Here is a 20584-nt window from a genome sequence, read left to right as displayed (position 1 = left end):
ATGTTACAATATAGTTAACAAAAGGCTATTTTTTTAAAGTTGTTTGGAAGCGTTTTCTAATTGAGAATTGTTATCAATCATGTAGGGTTACATGAATTGCTATAGAACAGACACTCTACGACATCATTATATGAAATCTATAACATGACTAGCCCTTTTCTTTTTTATGTCATACTTGTTTTTATTTTAAACTTAGATTAGGATGCTTCCAATGTATCTTAAGCTAATCAATGAAGACGAGTACCAAATAAAGAAGTAAAAGAAGCTAGTATTTTATATGGTTTTTTACGGCATTTTACATACAACTTTATAATTTTAGTCAATTAATTAAATGTTTACAGGGGGGACTCCTTTTGGCTCAATCAAAAAATGAATTCTATCTAAGACGAATTCACTCGTTATTAGGTATTATCCCAATCGGTGCATTCTTAATTGTTCACTTATTGGTCAATCATCAAGCAACACAAGGGGCTGAAGCTTTTAATAAAGCATCAGGTTTCATGGAATCATTACCATTCTTATTGGTAGTTGAATTTGTATTAATCTATATTCCGCTTTTATATCATGGTTTATTTGGATTACACATTGCATTCACAGCAAAAGAGAATGTTGGACATTACTCTTTATTCAGAAACTGGATGTTCTTCTTCCAAAGAATAAGTGGTATTTTAGCCTTTATCTTTATCGCAATGCACTTATGGCAAACACGTCTACAAAAGGCATTCTTCGGTAAAGCAGTTGATTATAATATGATGCATGAATATCTACATAATCCATTGTGGGCTATTTTCTACATTGTTTGTGTCATTGCAGTTGTATTCCACTTTTCTAACGGATTATGGTCATTCTTAGTAACATGGGGTATTTTACAATCTAAAAAATCACAACGTGTCTTCACATGGGTATCGTTAATTGTATTTTTAATCATTTCTTATATCGGTGTATCAGCTGTCATTGCATTTATGTAAAAAATACACATTAACTAGTCTTAGTTTTAATATTTCAGGGGAGTGACATTTCTATGGCAGAGAAAAAAATTATTGTTGTCGGTGGAGGACTTGCCGGTCTGATGTCAACAATTAAAGCAGCAGAAAAAGGTGCACATGTAGATTTATTCTCATTAGTACCTGTAAAACGTTCGCATTCAGTTTGTGCCCAAGGTGGTATAAACGGTGCGGTAAATACTAAGGGTGAAGGTGACTCACCTTGGATTCACTTTGATGACACTGTTTATGGTGGGGACTTCTTAGCAAACCAACCACCTGTAAAAGCGATGGCTGAAGCTGCGCCTAACATTATTCATTTATTAGACCGTATGGGTGTAATGTTTAGTAGAACGAATGAAGGCTTACTTGACTTCAGACGTTTCGGCGGTACGTTATATCACAGAACAGCATTTGCTGGAGCAACAACAGGCCAACAATTACTTTATGCATTAGATGAACAAGTTCGTGCTTTTGAAGTAGATGGGTTAGTAACAAAATATGAAGGTTGGGAATTTTTAGGTATAGTCAAAGATGACGATAATACTGCTAGAGGTATTGTTGCACAAAATATGACGACTTCAGAAATTCAATCATTCGGATCAGATGCCGTAATTATGGCTACTGGTGGTCCTGGTATTATCTTTGGTAAAACAACTAACTCAATGATTAACACAGGATCAGCAGCATCAATCGTTTATCAACAAGGCGCTATTTATGCAAATGGGGAATTCATTCAAATCCATCCTACTGCTATTCCTGGTGACGATAAACTACGTCTAATGAGTGAATCAGCACGTGGTGAAGGCGGACGAATTTGGACATATAAAGATGGTAAACCTTGGTATTTCTTAGAAGAGAAATATCCTGACTATGGTAACTTGGTACCTCGTGACATCGCGACACGTGAAATCTTCGATGTATGTATTAACCAAAAATTAGGTATCAATGGTGAAAACATGGTATATCTTGATTTATCACATAAAGATCCACATGAGTTAGATGTTAAACTTGGTGGTATTATCGAGATTTATGAAAAATTCACTGGTGATGATCCACGTAAAGTACCAATGAAAATCTTCCCAGCCGTACACTATTCAATGGGCGGTTTATATGTAGATTATGATCAAATGACAAATATTAAAGGTTTATTTGCAGCAGGAGAATGTGACTTCTCACAACATGGTGGTAATAGACTTGGTGCGAACTCATTATTATCAGCGATTTATGGCGGTACAGTTGCAGGTCCAAATGCAATTAAATATCTTGAAGAAATCGAAACTTCATACACTGACCTAGATGATAGTATTTATGAAGCTCGCGTTAAAGAAGAACAAGAACGTTTCGATAAATTATTAAACATGCGTGGTAGCGAAAATGCTTATAAACTTCACCGTGAATTAGGTGAAATTATGACAGCAAACGTAACTGTTGTGCGTGAAAATGATAAGTTATTAGAAACTGATAAGAAAATTCAAGAATTAATGAAACGTTATGAAGATATTGACATGGAAGATACACAAACTTGGAGTAACCAAGCTGTATTCTTCACACGTCAATTATGGAATATGCTTGTATTAGCACGTGTAATCACTATCGGTGCTTATAACCGTAACGAATCACGTGGTGCACACTACAAACCAGAATTCCCAGAACGTAATGACGAAGAATGGTTAAAAACAACTATGGCTCACTACCAAGGTAGAACTGAAGCACCAAAATTCACTTATGAACCAGTTGATATTAGCTTAATTCCACCGCGTAAACGTGATTACACTAGTAAGTCTAAAGGAGGTAAAAAATAATGGCTGAACAATCAGTAAAAGACACTCCAGAAACTCAAGGTAATCAACCAACACAAGATCAAAATAAGCAACCTAAACAAAAAACGGTTAAATTGATTATTAAACGTCAAGATAATAGCGAATCTAAACCATATGAAGAAACATTTGAAATTCCTTATAAAGAAAATTTAAATGTTATTGCTTGTTTAATGGAAATTAGACGTAACCCAGTTAACATTAAAGGTGAAAAAACAACGCCTGTAACATGGGATATGAACTGTTTAGAAGAAGTATGTGGTGCTTGTTCAATGGTGATTAACGGTCGTGCAAGACAATCTTGTTCTGCTATCGTTGACCAATTAGAACAACCCATCCGTTTAGAACCAATGAGTACATTCCCAGTTATTCGTGACTTACAAGTCGATCGTTCAAGAATGTTCGATAACTTGAAACGTATGAAAGCTTGGATTCCAATCGATGGTACGTATGATTTAGGTCCAGGTCCTCGTATGCCTGAGAAAAAACGTCAAACAGCATACGAATTATCTAAATGTATGACTTGCGGTGTTTGTTTAGAAGTTTGTCCTAACGTAACTCAAAAAAATGATTTCGTTGGTGCACAAGCTATTTCACAAGTACGTTTATTCGACTTACATCCAACAGGTGCTATGACTAAAGATGAACGTCTAGATGCTTTAATGGGTGCAGGTGGATTACAACAATGTGGTAATTCACAAAACTGTGTGAATGCATGTCCAAAAGGTATTCCATTGACTACATCAATTGCAGCAATGAACAGAGAAACATCATTCCATATGTTTAAATCATTCTTTGGTTCTGACCACAAAGTTGACTAATATAGAATTTATAGCGGTACTCCTTCTAGGGGTGTCGCTTTTTTATGCTTTGCTTGATAAAAACATTATTAGTGATTTTGTTCGAATTAATCAACACATGCGTATGCATATGATAAAATAAAGGTTAACTATTAAATAAGGATGTAATACTATGAATAAACCAATTGGAGTAATAGATTCAGGTGTGGGTGGTTTAACAGTAGCTAAGGAGATTATGAGACAACTTCCTAATGAAACCATTTATTATTTAGGTGATATTGGCAGATGTCCATATGGGCCTAGATCAGGTGAAGAAGTTAAACAGTTCACTACTGAAATAGCGCAGAAACTTGTAGAATTCGATATTAAAATGCTTGTGATAGCGTGTAATACAGCTACAGCAGTAGCATTAGAACATTTACAAAAAATATTACCAATCCCAGTAATTGGTGTTATTGAACCTGGTGCTCGTACGGCTATTATGACAACTAAGAATCAAAATGTTTTAATTTTAGGCACAGAAGGAACGATAAAATCAGAAGCTTATAGAAAACATATTAAGTGTATTAATCCTAATGTAGAAGTATATGGTATTGCTTGTCCGGGCTTTGTACCTTTAGTTGAACAAATGAGATATAATGATCCGACAATTACCAGTATTGTGATACATCAAACCTTAAAACAATGGCGTAATAGCGAAGCAGATACTGTTATATTAGGATGTACACATTATCCATTACTATACCAACCCATTAATGATTATTTTGGTGGTAAAAAAACAGTTATTTCTTCAGGATTGGAAACAGCGAGAGAAGTCAGTGCATTATTAACATTTAGTAACGAACATGCTAGTTATACACAACATCCGCCACATCGTTTCTTTGCAACTGGTGATACAACACATATTGAAAATATTATAAAAGAGTGGTTAGGCATGGATACTAAAGTGGAACGTATCTCAGTAGGCTAAATGGAGGAATTATTAATGGAAGATATCGTAATTGCATCTAATAATAAAGGTAAGATCAATGATTTTAAAGCTATATTTCCCAAACATAATGTTGTAGGTATTAGTGAATTAATTAAAGATTTTGATGTAGAAGAGACAGGAACGACTTTTGAAGAAAATGCTAAATTAAAATCTGTTGCAGCAGCTAAAGCTTTAAATAAACAAGTGATTGCTGATGATAGTGGTTTAGAAGTACAAGCGTTGAATGGTGAACCAGGTGTCTATTCTGCAAGATATGCTGGATTAGATAAAAATGACCAAGACAATATTAAAAAATTATTGAAAAATATGGAAAATATCTCTGATAGAAATGCACAATTTGTATGTGTGATTAGTATGAGTGCACCTAATGGTGAGACGACTCAATTTAAAGGGACAGTAACAGGCGAAATTACAACAGAACCAATTGGAGATCATGGATTTGGATATGATCCGATTTTCTATGTACCGTCTTTAAATAAAACAATGGCACAATTGTCAGATGCTGAAAAGGCTAAAATTAGCCATAGAGGACATGCTATAGATCAATTACAACAATTTTTAGCGGGGGAGAAAAATGAGTAAATGGATTATAGTTAGTGATAATCATAATGAAACAGGTGTTCTTTACCAAGTGTATGATCAACATCAAGACGCAGATGTATTCCTTCACCTTGGTGATTCTGAATTTCAATATGATGATACAGAATTGAGCTTATATCATCGAGTTAAAGGAAATTGTGATTTTTATCCAGAATTTCCAGAGGAGCAATCTATTACACATCATCATGTTCACGCATTTTATACACATGGCCATTTGTATCAGGTCAATCAGACAAGAATGAAATTAGCTGAAAAAGCTAAGACTGTTGGTGCGCAATTAGCATTTTATGGTCATACACATGTTGCTAAATATGAAAACATCGCAAACGTGCACGTGATTAACCCAGGCAGTATTTCACAATCAAGAAGTAATGTTGAAGAAACTTATGCAGAACTTATCATTGATGATACGACATTACAATGCACTTTGAATTTTAGAAATCGTGAAAATAAAGTGATAGATACAATCGAATTCAAATTAGAAAACAGTTAGGCATTCAATATTGCCTAACTGTTTTTATGTTTACATATAAAAAATGTAATAAAAAAAGAGTTGTAATCTCAATAGATTACAACTCTTATTAGCGTCCTGGGAGGGATACTATAAACCTTATAACGACGGTTTTCATGGGCTTTCGGGTCCCTAATGGGTCCCTAAAAATCACATTGCACTTATTATTTGTGTTGCTTTTTCATCTTCTTCTTTGTATGTTTCTTCAAGTAAATGTGAATAAAATTCAGTAGTAACTGATATATTTTTGTGTCCTAGTCTTTTCGAAATGTAATATATAGAAATGCCTTTGGCTAGTAAATATGAACAGTGAGTATGACGTAAAGCATGTGAAGTGATTTCTTTGATACCTAGATTGTTACAATATTTTTTTAAACGTTTGTTAACTGCATTGTTTGTTAGTTCACCAAAGATAGTACCGTCAATTGTTCTAGGTAATTGATCAATAGATTTAATGATATAATTCATATCTTTTGGACTAATGGACACATAACGTGGAGATGAATCAGTTTTATGTTCATCAATATATATTTCGCTTTTAATTTGATTGATATATTCACGCTTTAGATTTAAAGCACCACTTATACGACAACCAGTACAAATCATGATGAATAGTACGAGTGATGATGCGTTGTCTTTAGTCATCAAATGCTGTTTTAACACTTCATAATCTTTTAGATTGATATACTTACTATCTTCACTTTTATTAGGGTTATTAGCCCTATAATTAACCTTAAAGGTAGGGTTCTTTGCAATAAGCCCTTCGTATACCGCATCGTCTAACGATGTTCTGATATAGCCATTTAATTTTCTTATAGACTCCTTAGAATGATTTTTTGAAAATTCATTAATAAAATCTTGATAGTGATACCTGGATAAATCTTTCAGCTTTTTCTTGCCAATAGGGTGGTTATTGATATGTTCTATAGCAGCAGCGTAAGACTTATATGTTTTAGGTGTTACAGTCGATTTCTTAAACGTTTCACACCACGTTTTAAAATAGTCATACAGCGTTAAATTAGGTTCATAATCAATACCTTGCTTTAACTCATTTAACTTATCTAATCCGGCAGAATTAGCCTCTCTTTTTGTTCGAAAACCTTTTTGTCTATACCGTTTACCTTCATACTTAAATTCATATTGCCATTTTTTACCGTCATAACATCGTGTTTGCATGCTATCCCTCCTCAAAAAAGGTAAAAAATAATAAGGGTAGGCGGACTACCCTAAAAATGTAAAAAAGAGTATGTGAAAATGTACTCTTATTTGAGTGTTAACAATAGAGAGTTAGAATCAACTAAATTCATTTATTTGCATTATATATATTAGAATTGTTACCAAAACTATTAAAATAATAAAATATAAAATTATATAGATTAATATAATTTTAATAGTTAACTTCTTTTCTTGAATTTTCACAATTACATAAAGTGAATGTAGGAAAGTGATGGTAATTATGAAAATAATGCTGAAAAGAAAATAAAACATAATTTTAAAAGTCCTTTCTAGCAATCAAAATAAGATATTAAGGATTAGTGTTTAGTTGTTTTATCCTCTATTTTATTATTATCTTTAAGTACATTGTCTGCATGACGGTCGCAAGCAGATAATGATAAAGTTGCTATCATAATAACTGCTATAATAAATTTAAATTTCACAATAAACACCCCCATATCATAGAATTAGATATCCTAGAAATGAGATTATACTTACAGCTAAAAAAGCCAATGAAATTGTTCTACATGTGTGTTTATAAGTTAGCCCTTCAGTTTGTGATAAAAAGAAACTGAAAATAAATAAAAAAATACTAATTAAAAATAAACCGATAATCACATAGATCAATGTATTCATCCCCTTAAATTAAGTTTATTTCATCTTGATCATATGCAGTAACTAAATGCGAATTATATAATTATAAAAAAATAAAATTATATAGTATTATCACGATAATAGAGATAAAAACTATGGTTAATACCGTCCACATGGTATAAGCTCTTTTGTAAATTTGTTCGTTCGCTTTTATAAGTTTATAAATATTGATGATTAACAAAATAATATTTACAATTAGTAAAATTAATAGGCATTCAATAACGAATGTCATCATCTACGCCTCCTTTGGACTTACTGTCTTTTTTCATCAATTTCTCTGGCGTATTTTTGTAATTTTCTGCGTGTTTTTATAATACTTTCCTTTTTAGGACGTGACTTCCTAAAAACATTACCTCTGTTAGTTCTCACGGTATAATAAATTTTCCTCAGTTTAACTTGATAATTAATTATTTTCATTATATTTCTCCTTTATAAATTTATATTAAAGCGTCGCTAGGACACTTATTAATCAAAAGTTTGGTAGTTATAAATAACCTTTCCTATAACTTCTATTTCATCTATTGAATCTAAATCATAAGAATTAGTTTTGAACTCATCAGAATAACTTACTGGGTCTAAATGTAACTTTGTTTCAGTACGTCTAACACGTTTTACCGTGTATTCGCCACCTAAACGAAGAACTAGAATATCATTACTATTTAACTTATAGTCTTGATTCTTCCTATAATCATGTACGATTATGTATGATCCATTAGCCAAAATTTTGTTCATGCTATCTCCATTTACTTGCAAAGCAATACATTCGCTAGGTTTACGACCATTAAATGCAAAATTTGGTGCTTTAACTGATTCATTGTCAATTGTCATTTCTTCAAAATTACCTGCAGAAACTTTGCCATAATAAGGAATATCAACTTCGCCGTCAAAATCCGGTAGTGTTGATTCTTCTACTTCACCTAAAAGATATCCTTTTGAAACATGGAATAAGCTAGATATTTTTTCAATCATTCCCATTCTAGGCTCGTTTTTACCGTTTTCCCACATTCTTATTGTGCCTTCGGAAACATCTAATTTTTTAGCCATTTCAACTTTCGACAGTCTATTATCTAATCTAATTTCTTTGATGGAATTTTTGAAAGCCATTTTAATTACCTTCCTTATATATGATGTTTTTGACACTTTTTATTATACTATGAAAAATCGTAATTGCAACACTTAAAATACGATTTTAAAAAATAAAATTACTAATTTCAAAAAAAATAATTACGAAAAACACTTGCAATCGTATTTATAATTCGATATACTTTAATCAGAGCTTAACAAGGAGGTCAAAAAATGAATCACATCAAACAGAACCTAAAATTAGATGAATGGCGTAAAAGAAAAGGTTATACTCAATCATCTTTTGCTAGTAAATTAGGCATTTCGCCATCAACATATAATTTTTGGGAAAACAATCCAGAAATGATTAAACCTAAAGATGCATTTAAAATTGCTAAAAATTTAGAAGTCTCTATCGATGAGATTATTTTTTTAAAAGATGAATCGTATTTTAAATACGTTTTAGTCGAAGAAAAAGAACATCAAACAACTTAATAGGAGGAAATTGAATGCAAACATTACAAGAAATACAAATTGAAAGTAACTCAGAATTAGGAGCAGTTGTTTCCAGTCGAGTAGTAGCTAACGAATTAAATAGAACACATAAAAATGTAATTAGAGGATTAGAAAGAATTTTAACCGGCTCAAATGTGAGCTCGTTAATCATACCAAGCGAATACAGAGATTCTAAAGGTGAAAGCAGAAAAGAATACCTACTAACCAAAGACGGTTTCACTTTATACATGTTCAATATTCAAGGTCATAACGAATTCAAAATGGCTTACATTAACAAATTCAATGAGATGGAGAACGCGATTCAAAATAGATTACCTGGAACATACAAAGAGGCGTTATCACAATTACTTCAAACAGTAGAAGAAAAAGAGAAGTTAGAACTAGAAAATAACATGAACAAACAGAAAATAGCCGAATATGAACCTAAAGCATCTTATCTAGATACTATCTTGAATAATAAAAGTTTGGTCACTGTAGGCCAAATTGCAAAAGATTACGGTATGTCAGCTCAAGCATTAAACAAACTACTTCATGATTTAAAAGTTCAATACAAACAATCAGGACAATGGTTACTTTACTCAAATATTCAAGACAAAGGTTATACACATTCATCAACTACAGAAATTGAGCATAAAGATGGGAGTACATCAGTAAGAATGAATACCAAGTGGACACAAAAAGGACGTCTTTTCATCTATGAATTACTTAAAGATAACGACATCCTACCCACAATCGAACAAACAACTTAAGGAGGACTGAATATGTTGTTCGCAAACATCTGTATGTTATTAACAGTAATTTTTATGATATTGACATTAATTTTAAATATTAAAAATTAAATTTCCGATTCTTACTAAAACCTTTAATACGTTTATCAGTAATTATTTCAACTTTAGCTGGCTTTTCGTTTAAGTGATATGAAAATTCTAACTTAGCGTTAGGAATAAATGTTTCGGGACGTTTAAAAACATAACTATTGTAAGGCGAAAAAGAAGGATTAGGATATTTTAAATATTCATCTTTAGGCGTTTTAACATGAATGTGTTCCATTTGATTGCCTTTACTATCTATTAACCGAATACCATTGACAACGGTAGTTTTTGAAGAAGTGTTTGCAAGAATAAAACTAAACTGAATTAAGTTTTCGTTTTCTAATTCACAAACATCATAGTCACTTATTTCAATGCTAGGTCGATTGTTCATGAAAGTATAAACGAAACTGCCAATAGCGACTAATAAAGCTATTACAGCAATAATATTTGAAAATAAAGTTGATTGAACAAATTCCATATTTATCTGCCTCCTTGGGTTGATAAATACATTATACACGAAAGGAGCACTTAAGATGACGCAAACTTTAACCGTATCCGTACCAATTCCCGACACACACGTACTTGTCGCTAAAGATGAATACGATGAGTTAATAAATTACTCACTAGATCCAGTTTGGGACTTAAAAGAATTGAAACGCAAATTGAAAATGTCATCTGACGACACTATTAAAGACAGATTACTATTCAATCCTAAATTTGAGAAATTACTTAAAAAGCAAGGTATCGCACATTATCCAGATGAAAGTTTAAATCGTTGGAGATTCAACGCTAGAAAGATGAATAAGTTCATCGAAGAACATTTTGAAGAAATACACGGAAAGGGGAGATAAAAATGAAATCACACGACATAGCATTCTTAATCGCATTACTATCATGGATTGTACTATCACTAGCACTTACATTTGCAGGTGTCTACTTCACAACTGCATTAGGTATCGCAATGCTAATCAGTATTGCAGCGTTTGTGTTTTTCGAATATGAATTTTTTCAATTAGAGGAGGAGTAAAGATGAAAAATAATTTAAGCATGTTAATGGGAGCACAAAGAAAAACAGCTACTAAATTGTACGAAGAAACGGGTGTATCTAAAACGACAATTCATGAGTTGTATCATGAAAAACAAATTAATCCAAGTTTGAGTACAGTTTTAAAGTTGTGCAAAGCACTTAATGTGACACTAGATGAATTCTTTGGAATGGAGAGAAAATCAAATGACTGATAGAGACTTATTAAAAAAAGTTGATAAAAAAAGACAAGAACAAGGGTTAACTGTATGGAAAATAGGATATTTACTAGGCTTTTCTGACGCGTATTATAGTAAATTATTTCACGGCAAAAGAAGTGTTACAGAAAATGTTAGAAAAGAATTTATTAGATATTTAAGTGGAGACTATGATCGTATTGAAGTTCCAGAATATGCAAGAGATAACGAACAAGCTGCATATAAAAAAGGTTACAAAAAAGCTATGAAAGACTTACATGATTTTCTTGAAACAAAAAAGACTGAATGCTAGTGGGATAGCAAACAGTCAAAAAAAGATACAAATAAATAATAATAACTAATTTAATTAAATCAAAATAAGTGGAGGTAGTCAACTATGACTAAAGAATTAAAAGATATGAATAGAGAAGAAATCACAGATTTGTTTGGAGAAAAACACAAAGAGTTAAAAAAATTAATCGAAAAAATTAAAGAAGAAACAGAATTCGAACCGTTTACATTTTCTTGTATTGGTATTTCTGAAAAAGAAAATGATGACGATTATGCTAGATCAAGTTTAATAGTTGGAAGTTCTTTTAGTTTAGTTAATTTACTAGAAAGCGAAGAAGAATTCGAACAATTATCTAACATCATCATAGCTACTAAATTAAGAAAAGCAATAATGGGGGACGAAGATGATGAATAAATTACAAGAACAAGAATTAACAAACATAGAAAAAGACGAAGGCTTTAAAGTAACCGACCTCAAATCAGCTAACTGGGTTTTTAAGAAACTTGACGCAATCAACGCTAAAGAAGATGAAATCAACGAATTAGCAAATCAAGAAATAGACAGAATTAAAGAATGGAAACAAAAAGAAACAGAAAATCTACAGAAGAGAAAAGGTTATCTTGAACAATTAGTTACTGATTATTATCGCGAAGAAAGAGAGAAAGACGATAAATTCAAACTTAAAACGCCATACGGTCAAGTTAGTTCTCGTAAAGGTTCAAAAGTGATTCAAGTTAGTAATGAAAACAGAGTCATCGAACAACTTGAGCAACGTGGTTTAACTGATTATGTAAAAGTAACTAAAAAACTTAATCAAGCTGATATTAAGAAGAATTTCGGTATAACAGAGGGCGGCACATTAATCGATGAAAACGGAGAAGTGTTGGAAGGTGCTCACATCGTTGAAAAACCAATGTCATATACAGTAAAGGTAGGCGATTAGATGTCTGAAAAGCTAAACGTTTATCAGAAATTAATTGAAGTGAAAGCGAGTATCAAAGAATTAACTAAAGACGCTAAAGGTTACAATTTCGATTACGTTGAAGGCAGTCAGATTTTATATAAAATGCGTCCGAAAATGGAAGAACATGGCTTGTTAATGTTTCCATCTGTTGAAAGTTTCGAGCACTTTGAAACAAAAAACGGTAAAGGCAAAACAGAACACGCAATTATGTTGAATATGCAATATCACATTGTAGATAGCGCGAGTAAAGAAGAAATTATCGTCAATTTTGCTGCATTTGGTCAACAACAAGATGTCGCTCAAGCATACGGTACAGCATTAACGTATGCAGAAAGATATTTCATTTTGAAGTTGTTAAATATACCAACTGATGAAGATGATCCGGACTCGAGACAGAAGAAACAGAAATACACACAAGCAGAAAAACACGATATAGAAGTATTAAAGAAAAACATTCAAGAATTTGCTAATGCGATGAACGATACAGAACAGAACGTCATGTTAAGTCTTAATATCGTTTCTTATGACAGATTAAGCGTTGCAGATACTATGAAAGCATTGCAAGAAGTCGTAGCACTTAAAAAACAATTTTTAGGAGGAAATAATAATGATCAACAACGTAACGCTAGTAGGTAGATTGACGAAAGATCCTAACGTTAGACAAACACAATCAAACGTGACAGTCGCGCAATTCACATTAGCGGTAGATCGTAATTTTACAAATGCACAAGGAGAACGCGAGGCAGATTTTCTAAATATTGTTGTATTTAGGAAACAAGCAGAGCAAGTTGGTAAATATTTAGCAAAAGGTCGATTATGTGGCGTTGAAGGAAGAATACAATCAAGAAAGTATGAAAAAGATGGGCAAACGGTTTTTGTTACAGAAATAGTAGCGGATAGCGTTCAGTTTCTTGACAGTGGTAATAAACAAAACCAACAACAGAACAATAATTATCAACCACAACAAAATAACGGTTACCGACCGCCTCAAAACAATAATTATCAGCAACAAGGTAACTACCAACCACAAAACAATGGATATCAGCCACCGCAGAATAACGGCTATCAACCGCAACAAAATAATGGTTATCAACCACCGCAACAAAATCAACAGAACCAACCACCACAAAACCAGCAACAAGGTAATCCATTCAATAACGGCTACGATATAAGTGATGATGATTTACCGTTCTAGGAGTAATGTAAATGTCGAAAATTATAAGTTATCAACAAAACTATGACGGCACTTTTTCCGTCGTCATAGATGGTGTTGATTTAGGCAATAAAGATACTTTGTTGCTCGACAACAATATTGATGTAGATGTTGATGTTAAAGTGATAGATCCGTTTTCGATAACTGGTAAACAACGAAGATTGATATTTGCACTATGCAACGACATTGAAGATTACACAGGCCAACCACGTGATTATATGCGTTATTTATTCCAAGACTTCGTAACGTTTTACTACGGTTATGACAAACGCGTTTCATTAAGCAATTGCACACGTGAACAAGCAGGACAAGTTATCGACGTGATTATCGAATGGGTGTTTAAAAATCGCATACCAATTAAATATAAAACAAGCGATTTAATGAAAGATAATAAAGCATTTTTATACTGGGCAACTGTAACAAGACATTGCGTGATATGTGGTACTGAACATGCTGATCTAGCGCACTATGAGGCAGTAGGCAGAGGCATGAACCGAAATAAGATGAATCACTACGACAAACATGTATTAGCACTATGTAGACAACATCACAACGAACAGCATGCAATTGGTGTTAAGTCATTTGATGACAAATACCATTTGCACAATAGTTGGATCAAAGTTGATGAGAGATTAAATAAGATGTTGAAGGGAGAAAAACTTCAATGACTTTAGGGCAAAAAATAAAAAGACATCGTAAGAATTTAGGAGAAACAATGGAAGAATTTGGAAAACATTTTGAACCTACAGCACATAAATCAATAGTTTCTAAGTGGGAAAAAGGTCATTCTCAACCAAATAACAAAAGATTAAAGATAATAGCAGATGAAATGAATTTGACTGTAACGGAGCTATTGGAGAGTGATTGTGAATGAAATTAGGTACAAAGATTAAAAATCATAGATTAAATAAAGGCATGAACATGCGAGAATTTGGAGAGTTTATCGACAATACGTCAGACAGTATTGTTAGTCGTTGGGAAAGAAATGTTTCAATTCCTAATCCTAAAAGATTGAAATTGATAGCAGACGACATGGGCATTACTGTTGCTGAACTTTTGGGGAGTGAGAAAACATGACTTTAGGACAAAAGATAAAAGAACATCGGATTAATTTAGGAGAAACGATGGCTGAATTCGGGCAAAGATTTAATGCAAAAAGCGGGGTTGTTTCTAATTGGGAGAACAATAAGCAAAAACCTAATAATAAACGCTTGAAAATATTAGCAGACAACATGGGCATAACTGTTACTGAATTACTAGGAAGTGTGAATAATGACGGAAAAAATAACTACTAACCTTACTGGCTACGGTCTTGTATTTAAACGAGTAATGAAAGACACGAATATAAGCATTGAGGCAAAAGCACTTTATAGCTATCTTTCTTCATATGCTGGTGCAGACGAAAGCTCATATCCTAGCGTCAAATTAATTAAACACGAGCTTAACATAGGAAAACAACGTTATCAAAGAGCTAGAAAAGAATTAGAAAATGCAGGCTATCTACAGGTAGACAGAAAACAAAACGGCAACATATATGGCAGTAATTTATATACGGTCTACCATAATCCTCGACAGGTTGATTCCCAACCGGTCGACAGTCAACCGGTTGAAATTCAATCGGTCGACAACCAGCCCACTACAATTAACAGTTTTACAATTAACAGTTCTACAAATAACAGTAACACAATTAATAATAGCGCAACTGAAGTTACGCGTGAGCGTTTTGAGGAGTGGTGGAAACTTTATGACAAAAAGAAAGATAAGAAACCATCTTACACTAAATTCAAATCTTGCTTAAAGAAACATTCATTTGAACAAATCATGCAAGGAACACGCGAATATTTAAAAACAATTAAAGATAAACAATATCAGAAGTATCCTAAGACATTTTTAAATAGTGAAAGTTATATGAATGACTATAGTGAAGAATTGCAGACAAACGGAATGAGCCAATTAGAACGAATGAAATATGATGAAAGTTATTGGAATTAGGAGGGATAACATGAAAAGAATGTTAAGCCCGAAAATTAAAGAAACATTAAAGCAGTATGAGGCTGATGAGATTGAATACGGATTGTATTGTAAAAAATGCGGTAACAAGTACGACTTATACAAATACGCACCTACTGAAAACAAACCTAATGGCTATGAATATAAAGACGGTTGCGAGTGTTCGTTGATTGAGCAAGGTAAGAAAGAACGTGAACGTAATAGACAACGATACATTAGTAAGCTATTTAATCAATCCAATGTTAATCCAGCCATACAAAACGCAACAGTGAGAAATTACCAACCTACAAGTGAAACACAGGTTAAAGCTAAAGAAACAGCTATAGAATATGTTCAAACATTTTCTACAGATGAACCAAAGTCATTAATATTACAAGGATCATATGGCACAGGCAAATCACATTTAGCTTATGCGATATCAAAAGCGATTAAGAAACAAGGTTATTCTGTCGTGTTTATGCATATACCAATGCTCATGGAACGAATTAAAGCAACTTACAACAAACAATCTGAAGAGACAACAGACGAACTCGTTAAATTATTAAGTGACGTTGATTTGCTCGTTCTTGATGATATGGGCGTTGAAAATACTGAACATACTTTAAACAAACTATTCAGCATTGTTGATAACAGAGTAGGTATGAATAATATCTTCACAACTAACTTTAGCGATAAAGAATTAAAACAAAACATGAATTGGCAACGTATCAATTCACGTATGAAATATAATGCTAGAACTGTAAGAGTTTTAGGCGATGACTACAGGGAGCGTGACGCATGGTAACGATAGACGAAATCAAACAAAATCTTGAGTGTTCTGATGTGTATGCTCAGAAACTCATAGACGACGCACAGGGCGACGAAAAGAAGTTAGAAGATACTTATTATCGGAAACTAGCAGAACGTCGTATACGCCCTGCTATCGTCGAATATTAGGAGGTATGACATGGCTTTAAAAGATAAGTTTTATCTATTTGATAGTAAAGGTAACAAAATGATTTCAGTTATTCCTAATAATAAAACTGGTTTGTACAGAGTGAGTGGCATTGTCAAAACGTATTACGAAGGTAAACGATGGTATTTAACAAACGAAGAATTAGAAACGTTCATCAATAACGAAAAGTTAACTAAAGGCCATCAGACGAACCTATTTGAATATTTGTAGGAAGTGAAACGCATGGCAGAGGAACGAATAGATTGCGAAGTAACAATCAAAGTTATCGTATCAGCAAATGTTAATGACAAAGAACGATTTATTGAAGATATACAAGAAGATCCAACGGAAGTATTTGAGAAGTATCACAGAATAAACGATGTAGAAGTGGAGGAATTCTAATGACAGAAATCGAAAGAGTAAGGGTTGAAGATTTAAAGGAAAATGATGTAATAAAGTTTCAATTAGCAGGACCTATGTTCAGTTTGACGCATAAAGCTATCGTTAACCGTGTATATGTTAAAAGCGCAACTTTCGGCATTAAATGGTACGCCGAGATTGTAACAGATAGCGGTAAGGCAATGACGATCAATGATGATTTTGACTTTGTAAAAGTAAACGAACCATTTACGCGTAAGTTTGATATGGATAAGCGACCATCACATTACGAAGGCAAAGACGGTATCGATGTAATTGAATTCTTATATCAACAACTACCGTTTGAAGAGTTCAAAGGTTTTATGAAAGGCAACATGATTAAATATCCAGTTAGAAGTGGCAGAAAAAATGATGAGATCGAGGATATTAAAAAAGCAAGAAACTACGATGATAGATTATTAGAAAAGTTGGAGATTGATTAAATGACGGTAACACTATCAGATGAGCAATATAAACAAACTTGTAAAAATACATTTAAATTATTAGGCAAACTTCACAAAGCGTTAAAAGAACGTGACGCGTACAAACAACAACGTGACGAACTTATCGAAGATATAGCTAAGTTGCGTGAGCGTAATGCAGAGTTAGAGAAGAAAGCGAAGGCATGGGATAACTACTCTGAGAGTGTGAAGGAAGATTTAGTAAACGAATTTGGTAAAGGCGATAAAAGGGTTCAACTCGGAATGGAATTAAACAATAACATTTATACGGAGGAACAAAATGACTAATCAATTAACAGTAGATCAATTAGAAGAGATTATTAGACAACAGTTACTTACAGCATATCATCAATATGGTTTAAACATGTATTTAGGTTGGGACATGGACAACGTTCTTATCGAAATTAATACACTAGAAAAAATAGTAAATGGAATTTGTGAAGCTAAAGATATTACAAAAGAACAATTTATATTAGGAGGACAATAATGACTAATCAATTAACAGTAGATAAATTAGAAGAATTATTACAAATACAAAAGGACTTTGATAGCAGAATACCGACAATTAATTTACAAGATAGCAAAATTGCTTATGTGGTCGAATTCTTTGAATGGTTTAATACATTGGAAACGTTTAAGAATTGGAAGAAGAAACCAGGTAAACCGTTAGACGTGCAGTTAGATGAGTTGGCAGACATGTTGGCGTTTGGATTGAGTATTGCGAATCAACAAGCAGACGATATAGTAGAGATTTTGGATTATGTAGAAGATGGCGGTTTTACCGATTATATAGATAGCGTTGAAATTGATTTTAATAACAGTGATATAGTTGATGAATTTATGTCAGATATAGACGAATTATATAACGGTTGGTTTAGTATTAATTTATTCTTGCCTTTCGCTATTGCAATCCAATACTACTCTATCAACCAACTCATTGAAGCCTATAAAAAGAAAATGGAGCGTAACCATGCAAGGCAAGACGGAACAGCAGACCAAGGCAAAGGATATGTTTAAGATGGTTTCGGATCAACAGGATACTAAAGATATCTATGAACGCGTTAGGGAGGTGCTGGGGAAATGAGTATTTTAGAAATAGTAGCAATTATAGTTTGCAGCCTTATACTCGAATTTTTAATAAATCACAGGTTTATACATGTGAGGCTAGATGCGATAGCTGAATTAGGTTGTATTATTCTTACAATAATCATCTTAGATATCGGTTACCAAAGTAAAGGTCATTGGGTACTTGCAATTTTAACTCTCTTTTGCGTCATGATTAGAAAAATTAGAGATATCAATTTAAGCAAGGAGTGAGTGGGAATGACACAATACTTAATCACAACATTCACAGATAGCACAGGCTTACCTCACAATCATGTGACTAAAGCTAGAGAGAATCAAACGTTTATGGTGGTTGAGGCAGAGAGTAAAGAAGAGGCAAGGAAGATATATGAGGAGGAAAGACATGACTAAATACACTTGTATAAAACCAGTTGGTATAAATGGCACGATAGGGTATTTGCCAGGTGATATTGTTGAAATTAAAAAGATGAAACATCCCATTATTTTAAAAAAGGGAGAAAAATGTTCATACAAAGAAGTTAAGTCCGGAGAATTGATGAGTAAAAAATATATCAAAGAAAACTTTAAACAAGGTGATTATCAAAACGAAATGATTAAACACATTTCAAAACTAATATTCACGTTAGCAATGTATGAGTTAGGTAAATATGTGACGGAACAACTATTAATTAAATATACAGCTAATGACGATATCGACACACCACCACAAGATTTTAATCAATTTGATCATATTCATTTGAACGCTGAGGTGTCGGATTGATATGACGAATATGAATGAAGAACTGATAAAACGATATCGAGCTGCTTTTCAAGTATTGGAAGAAAATGGAATTAGTTTTGATCCGATAAAAAATCTCTTGGAAATAAATGCAGATAAACTTATATCTCGTATGTCAGAAATGAATAGCCCTAATATCAAAGAAAGATACGAAAATATATATCCAGAACGATTACCAAAGCCACAAAAAGGTACTGACAGCATGACTAAGCGAATACTTTATTATTATCAACATGACACAGATGACGGTGTTTATAGTTTTTGGTACGACGAAGATGGTTTCTTATATCATCATAGATACCAAAGAAGAAAAGAGGGGTAATCGATGGACTGGTATATTGTATTAATCCCACTTCTATATTTAGTTTGGATAGTTATTAAAAGCAGAAATGAGCGAAAGTGATGAACATTTAAGATTAATCAAGAATGGAGGGAACCGATTGAGTAGAAAGAAGAAATACGGATTGAAGTTGTCTACGGTTCGAAAGCTTGAAGATGAACTATGCGACTATCCGAATTATGATAAACGCATTCGCGATATTAGAGAACAGGCACGTTACCCATATATCAGAACCGACACAAATATTGGTGGCGAACATAAGCCATCTAACTCATCTAAAGTTGAGATGGTCGTGACGAACTACTTGAGCGATATAAGGCTAGGTAACATTAAAACGTATAAAACAGCTATTGAGCGAGTGTTTAACAGGTCGTCAGAGAAAGAGAAAGACGTGATTAAGACTTACTACTTCGGACAGAAAACAATGGCTTATACGTGCGATGAGACGCATATATCGGAAAGCACATTCCACCGAATCAAGAAGAAAGTTATAGTGAGATTGGCGGAAGAACTCGGAGAATATTGAAAGTTGACAGTAAAATGACAGTTTTTGACACCTAAAAAGCGATATTATGATAGTGTAAAGTATTTATATATTTTACAGAACCATGACACCTCTCTTCGATAATAGAGAAAAAAGTGTTGAAAAATTAGATTTGGAAAAAGATAAAGTGACATTAAAATACTTTGATTTAGATAGATACGACGAAGAAAAAAATAAAGTAATAAAAAACCATAACATTAGTAAGTTGTCATTTAAGTTAAAAGGTTGGGACGAACCGTTTGAAATTAGCAGTAGTGATATAATTTCTAGATCGCCTAAAAAGGAATTAGAAGAAATCGCAAAAATATTATTGTAAACAGCTTTTTGCCCGTTATGGGCATTTTTTTATGGGAAAATTTA

The 20584-nt window shown here is 32.9% G+C and carries 38 protein-coding genes; 34 read left to right on the top strand and 4 right to left on the bottom strand.

The genetic code is table 11. The features are described from left to right. Window positions 1–353: 353 nt before the first annotated feature. From LPC11_RS08490 to LPC11_RS08465, 6 genes are all read left to right on the top strand, one after another. Window positions 354–968 carry a succinate dehydrogenase cytochrome b558 subunit gene (locus tag LPC11_RS08490; protein WP_023375112.1) on the top strand — a complete coding sequence of 205 codons (615 nt, stop codon included), beginning with the start codon at window positions 354–356 and terminating at the stop codon, window positions 966–968. Between the two features lie 53 nt (window positions 969–1021). Then, window positions 1022–2788 (top strand): succinate dehydrogenase flavoprotein subunit, encoded by a 1767-nt coding sequence (sdhA, locus tag LPC11_RS08485; protein ID WP_023375113.1) that lies wholly within the window; start codon window positions 1022–1024, stop codon window positions 2786–2788. Then, window positions 2788–3624, top strand: coding sequence for a succinate dehydrogenase iron-sulfur subunit (sdhB, locus tag LPC11_RS08480; protein ID WP_023375114.1), 837 nt, complete (start codon window positions 2788–2790; stop codon window positions 3622–3624). The genes sdhA and sdhB overlap by 1 nt, the downstream gene beginning before the upstream one ends. A gap of 151 nt (window positions 3625–3775) precedes the next feature. Further along, window positions 3776–4573 (top strand): glutamate racemase, encoded by a 798-nt coding sequence (gene racE / locus LPC11_RS08475; RefSeq protein ID WP_231307217.1) that lies wholly within the window; start codon window positions 3776–3778, stop codon window positions 4571–4573. A gap of 15 nt (window positions 4574–4588) precedes the next feature. After that, the gene (locus LPC11_RS08470; protein ID WP_023375116.1) at window positions 4589–5176 is read left to right on the top strand and encodes an XTP/dITP diphosphatase; all 588 of its coding nucleotides are present in this window, start codon (window positions 4589–4591) and stop codon (window positions 5174–5176) included. After that, window positions 5169–5687: a YfcE family phosphodiesterase gene (locus LPC11_RS08465; RefSeq protein WP_023375117.1), complete on the top strand. Its 519-nt coding sequence runs from the start codon at window positions 5169–5171 to the stop codon at window positions 5685–5687. The genes LPC11_RS08470 and LPC11_RS08465 overlap by 8 nt, the downstream gene beginning before the upstream one ends. A gap of 168 nt (window positions 5688–5855) precedes the next feature. Here LPC11_RS08465 and LPC11_RS08460 read toward each other — a convergent pair whose 3' ends face one another. The 3 genes from LPC11_RS08460 to LPC11_RS08455 all read right to left on the bottom strand — a co-directional run bounded on the left by LPC11_RS08460 (window position 5856) and on the right by LPC11_RS08455 (window position 8678). Beyond that, window positions 5856–6881, bottom strand: coding sequence for a tyrosine-type recombinase/integrase (locus LPC11_RS08460; protein WP_071561318.1), 1026 nt, complete (start codon window positions 6879–6881; stop codon window positions 5856–5858). Between the two features lie 356 nt (window positions 6882–7237). Beyond that, window positions 7238–7363 (bottom strand): hypothetical protein, encoded by a 126-nt coding sequence (locus tag LPC11_RS12560; protein WP_256217399.1) that lies wholly within the window; start codon window positions 7361–7363, stop codon window positions 7238–7240. A gap of 676 nt (window positions 7364–8039) precedes the next feature. Beyond that, on the bottom strand, window positions 8040–8678 hold the full coding sequence (locus tag LPC11_RS08455) for an XRE family transcriptional regulator (protein ID WP_050969213.1): 639 nt from the start codon (window positions 8676–8678) through the stop codon (window positions 8040–8042). A 192-nt stretch (window positions 8679–8870) separates the two neighbouring features. Between LPC11_RS08455 and LPC11_RS08450 the strand changes: the two genes are divergently transcribed. Both LPC11_RS08450 and LPC11_RS08445 read left to right on the top strand, forming a co-directional pair. Then, entirely contained in the window at window positions 8871–9131 is a 261-nt protein-coding gene (locus LPC11_RS08450; RefSeq protein ID WP_231307216.1) for a helix-turn-helix transcriptional regulator, read from the top strand. Window positions 9132–9145: 14 nt separating this feature from the next. Beyond that, window positions 9146–9901, top strand: a complete 756-nt coding sequence (locus tag LPC11_RS08445; protein ID WP_058709596.1) for a phage antirepressor KilAC domain-containing protein — start codon at window positions 9146–9148, stop codon at window positions 9899–9901. A 79-nt stretch (window positions 9902–9980) separates the two neighbouring features. On the opposite strand, the gene LPC11_RS08440 is transcribed toward LPC11_RS08445, so the two are convergent. Continuing rightward, on the bottom strand, window positions 9981–10442 hold the full coding sequence (locus tag LPC11_RS08440) for a hypothetical protein (RefSeq protein ID WP_058709597.1): 462 nt from the start codon (window positions 10440–10442) through the stop codon (window positions 9981–9983). Between the two features lie 55 nt (window positions 10443–10497). Here LPC11_RS08440 and LPC11_RS08435 point away from each other — a divergent pair, with 55 nt between their 5' ends. The 26 genes from LPC11_RS08435 to LPC11_RS08310 all read left to right on the top strand — a co-directional run bounded on the left by LPC11_RS08435 (window position 10498) and on the right by LPC11_RS08310 (window position 20540). Beyond that, the gene (locus LPC11_RS08435) at window positions 10498–10815 is read left to right on the top strand and encodes a DUF771 domain-containing protein (RefSeq protein ID WP_015365164.1); all 318 of its coding nucleotides are present in this window, start codon (window positions 10498–10500) and stop codon (window positions 10813–10815) included. Between the two features lie 2 nt (window positions 10816–10817). Continuing rightward, window positions 10818–10991 (top strand): DUF1270 family protein, encoded by a 174-nt coding sequence (locus LPC11_RS08430; RefSeq protein ID WP_119547388.1) that lies wholly within the window; start codon window positions 10818–10820, stop codon window positions 10989–10991. A gap of 2 nt (window positions 10992–10993) precedes the next feature. Beyond that, complete coding sequence (locus tag LPC11_RS08425) at window positions 10994–11203, top strand: helix-turn-helix domain-containing protein (RefSeq protein ID WP_058709598.1); 210 nt, start codon at window positions 10994–10996, stop codon at window positions 11201–11203. After that, a complete protein-coding gene (locus tag LPC11_RS08420) occupies window positions 11196–11498 on the top strand; it encodes a hypothetical protein (RefSeq protein ID WP_050969079.1) in 303 nt (100 codons plus the stop codon). Before LPC11_RS08425 ends, LPC11_RS08420 begins: the two co-directional genes overlap by 8 nt. An 84-nt stretch (window positions 11499–11582) precedes the next feature. After that, window positions 11583–11891: a DUF2482 family protein gene (locus tag LPC11_RS08415; RefSeq protein ID WP_231307215.1), complete on the top strand. Its 309-nt coding sequence runs from the start codon at window positions 11583–11585 to the stop codon at window positions 11889–11891. Then, entirely contained in the window at window positions 11884–12420 is a 537-nt protein-coding gene (locus tag LPC11_RS08410; protein ID WP_050969209.1) for a host-nuclease inhibitor Gam family protein, read from the top strand. Before LPC11_RS08415 ends, LPC11_RS08410 begins: the two co-directional genes overlap by 8 nt. Next, on the top strand, window positions 12421–13077 hold the full coding sequence (locus tag LPC11_RS08405) for an ERF family protein (protein WP_058709599.1): 657 nt from the start codon (window positions 12421–12423) through the stop codon (window positions 13075–13077). Then, complete coding sequence (locus LPC11_RS08400) at window positions 13049–13636, top strand: single-stranded DNA-binding protein (protein WP_050969082.1); 588 nt, start codon at window positions 13049–13051, stop codon at window positions 13634–13636. The genes LPC11_RS08405 and LPC11_RS08400 overlap by 29 nt, the downstream gene beginning before the upstream one ends. 11 nt (window positions 13637–13647) lie before the next feature. Further along, a complete protein-coding gene (locus tag LPC11_RS08395; protein WP_107542096.1) occupies window positions 13648–14322 on the top strand; it encodes a putative HNHc nuclease in 675 nt (224 codons plus the stop codon). Beyond that, the gene (locus tag LPC11_RS08390; RefSeq protein WP_050969083.1) at window positions 14319–14528 is read left to right on the top strand and encodes a helix-turn-helix domain-containing protein; all 210 of its coding nucleotides are present in this window, start codon (window positions 14319–14321) and stop codon (window positions 14526–14528) included. Before LPC11_RS08395 ends, LPC11_RS08390 begins: the two co-directional genes overlap by 4 nt. Further along, window positions 14525–14731 carry a helix-turn-helix domain-containing protein gene (locus LPC11_RS08385; protein ID WP_050969084.1) on the top strand — a complete coding sequence of 69 codons (207 nt, stop codon included), beginning with the start codon at window positions 14525–14527 and terminating at the stop codon, window positions 14729–14731. The genes LPC11_RS08390 and LPC11_RS08385 overlap by 4 nt, the downstream gene beginning before the upstream one ends. Further along, window positions 14728–14949 carry a helix-turn-helix domain-containing protein gene (locus LPC11_RS08380; protein WP_050969085.1) on the top strand — a complete coding sequence of 74 codons (222 nt, stop codon included), beginning with the start codon at window positions 14728–14730 and terminating at the stop codon, window positions 14947–14949. Before LPC11_RS08385 ends, LPC11_RS08380 begins: the two co-directional genes overlap by 4 nt. Next, window positions 14927–15646, top strand: coding sequence for a helix-turn-helix domain-containing protein (locus LPC11_RS08375; RefSeq protein ID WP_058709602.1), 720 nt, complete (start codon window positions 14927–14929; stop codon window positions 15644–15646). Before LPC11_RS08380 ends, LPC11_RS08375 begins: the two co-directional genes overlap by 23 nt. A 10-nt stretch (window positions 15647–15656) precedes the next feature. After that, window positions 15657–16448 carry an ATP-binding protein gene (locus LPC11_RS08370; RefSeq protein ID WP_058709603.1) on the top strand — a complete coding sequence of 264 codons (792 nt, stop codon included), beginning with the start codon at window positions 15657–15659 and terminating at the stop codon, window positions 16446–16448. Next, window positions 16442–16600 (top strand): hypothetical protein, encoded by a 159-nt coding sequence (locus LPC11_RS08365; RefSeq protein WP_187835221.1) that lies wholly within the window; start codon window positions 16442–16444, stop codon window positions 16598–16600. The genes LPC11_RS08370 and LPC11_RS08365 overlap by 7 nt, the downstream gene beginning before the upstream one ends. 10 nt (window positions 16601–16610) lie before the next feature. Next, complete coding sequence (locus LPC11_RS08360; RefSeq protein ID WP_050969088.1) at window positions 16611–16829, top strand: hypothetical protein; 219 nt, start codon at window positions 16611–16613, stop codon at window positions 16827–16829. A gap of 12 nt (window positions 16830–16841) precedes the next feature. After that, entirely contained in the window at window positions 16842–17000 is a 159-nt protein-coding gene (locus LPC11_RS08355; protein WP_177224396.1) for a hypothetical protein, read from the top strand. Beyond that, the gene (locus tag LPC11_RS08350) at window positions 17000–17458 is read left to right on the top strand and encodes a DUF3310 domain-containing protein (protein WP_058709604.1); all 459 of its coding nucleotides are present in this window, start codon (window positions 17000–17002) and stop codon (window positions 17456–17458) included. The genes LPC11_RS08355 and LPC11_RS08350 overlap by 1 nt, the downstream gene beginning before the upstream one ends. Then, window positions 17459–17764, top strand: a complete 306-nt coding sequence (locus LPC11_RS08345; protein WP_058709605.1) for a hypothetical protein — start codon at window positions 17459–17461, stop codon at window positions 17762–17764. Continuing rightward, a complete protein-coding gene (locus LPC11_RS08340; protein ID WP_058709606.1) occupies window positions 17757–17963 on the top strand; it encodes a hypothetical protein in 207 nt (68 codons plus the stop codon). Before LPC11_RS08345 ends, LPC11_RS08340 begins: the two co-directional genes overlap by 8 nt. Continuing rightward, complete coding sequence (locus LPC11_RS08335) at window positions 17963–18493, top strand: dUTPase (protein WP_058709607.1); 531 nt, start codon at window positions 17963–17965, stop codon at window positions 18491–18493. Before LPC11_RS08340 ends, LPC11_RS08335 begins: the two co-directional genes overlap by 1 nt. A gap of 306 nt (window positions 18494–18799) precedes the next feature. After that, window positions 18800–18952: a DUF1381 domain-containing protein gene (locus LPC11_RS08330; RefSeq protein WP_071561337.1), complete on the top strand. Its 153-nt coding sequence runs from the start codon at window positions 18800–18802 to the stop codon at window positions 18950–18952. Between the two features lie 199 nt (window positions 18953–19151). Beyond that, entirely contained in the window at window positions 19152–19322 is a 171-nt protein-coding gene (gene rinB, locus LPC11_RS08325; RefSeq protein WP_058709631.1) for a transcriptional activator RinB, read from the top strand. Between the two features lies 1 nt (window position 19323). Further along, window positions 19324–19662, top strand: coding sequence for a hypothetical protein (locus LPC11_RS08320; RefSeq protein ID WP_058709609.1), 339 nt, complete (start codon window positions 19324–19326; stop codon window positions 19660–19662). 118 nt (window positions 19663–19780) lie between these two features. Continuing rightward, window positions 19781–20206, top strand: coding sequence for a transcriptional regulator (locus tag LPC11_RS08315; protein ID WP_071565463.1), 426 nt, complete (start codon window positions 19781–19783; stop codon window positions 20204–20206). Between the two features lie 82 nt (window positions 20207–20288). Next, window positions 20289–20540 carry a hypothetical protein gene (locus LPC11_RS08310; RefSeq protein ID WP_058709610.1) on the top strand — a complete coding sequence of 84 codons (252 nt, stop codon included), beginning with the start codon at window positions 20289–20291 and terminating at the stop codon, window positions 20538–20540. Window positions 20541–20584: the final 44 nt, after the last annotated feature.

The organism is Staphylococcus sp. HL28 (assembly GCF_021117155.1).
Lineage (GTDB): Bacteria > Bacillota > Bacilli > Staphylococcales > Staphylococcaceae > Staphylococcus > Staphylococcus warneri.
Note: the sequence above shows the minus strand (reverse complement) of the source record. Positions and strands in the feature narration are given on the sequence as shown.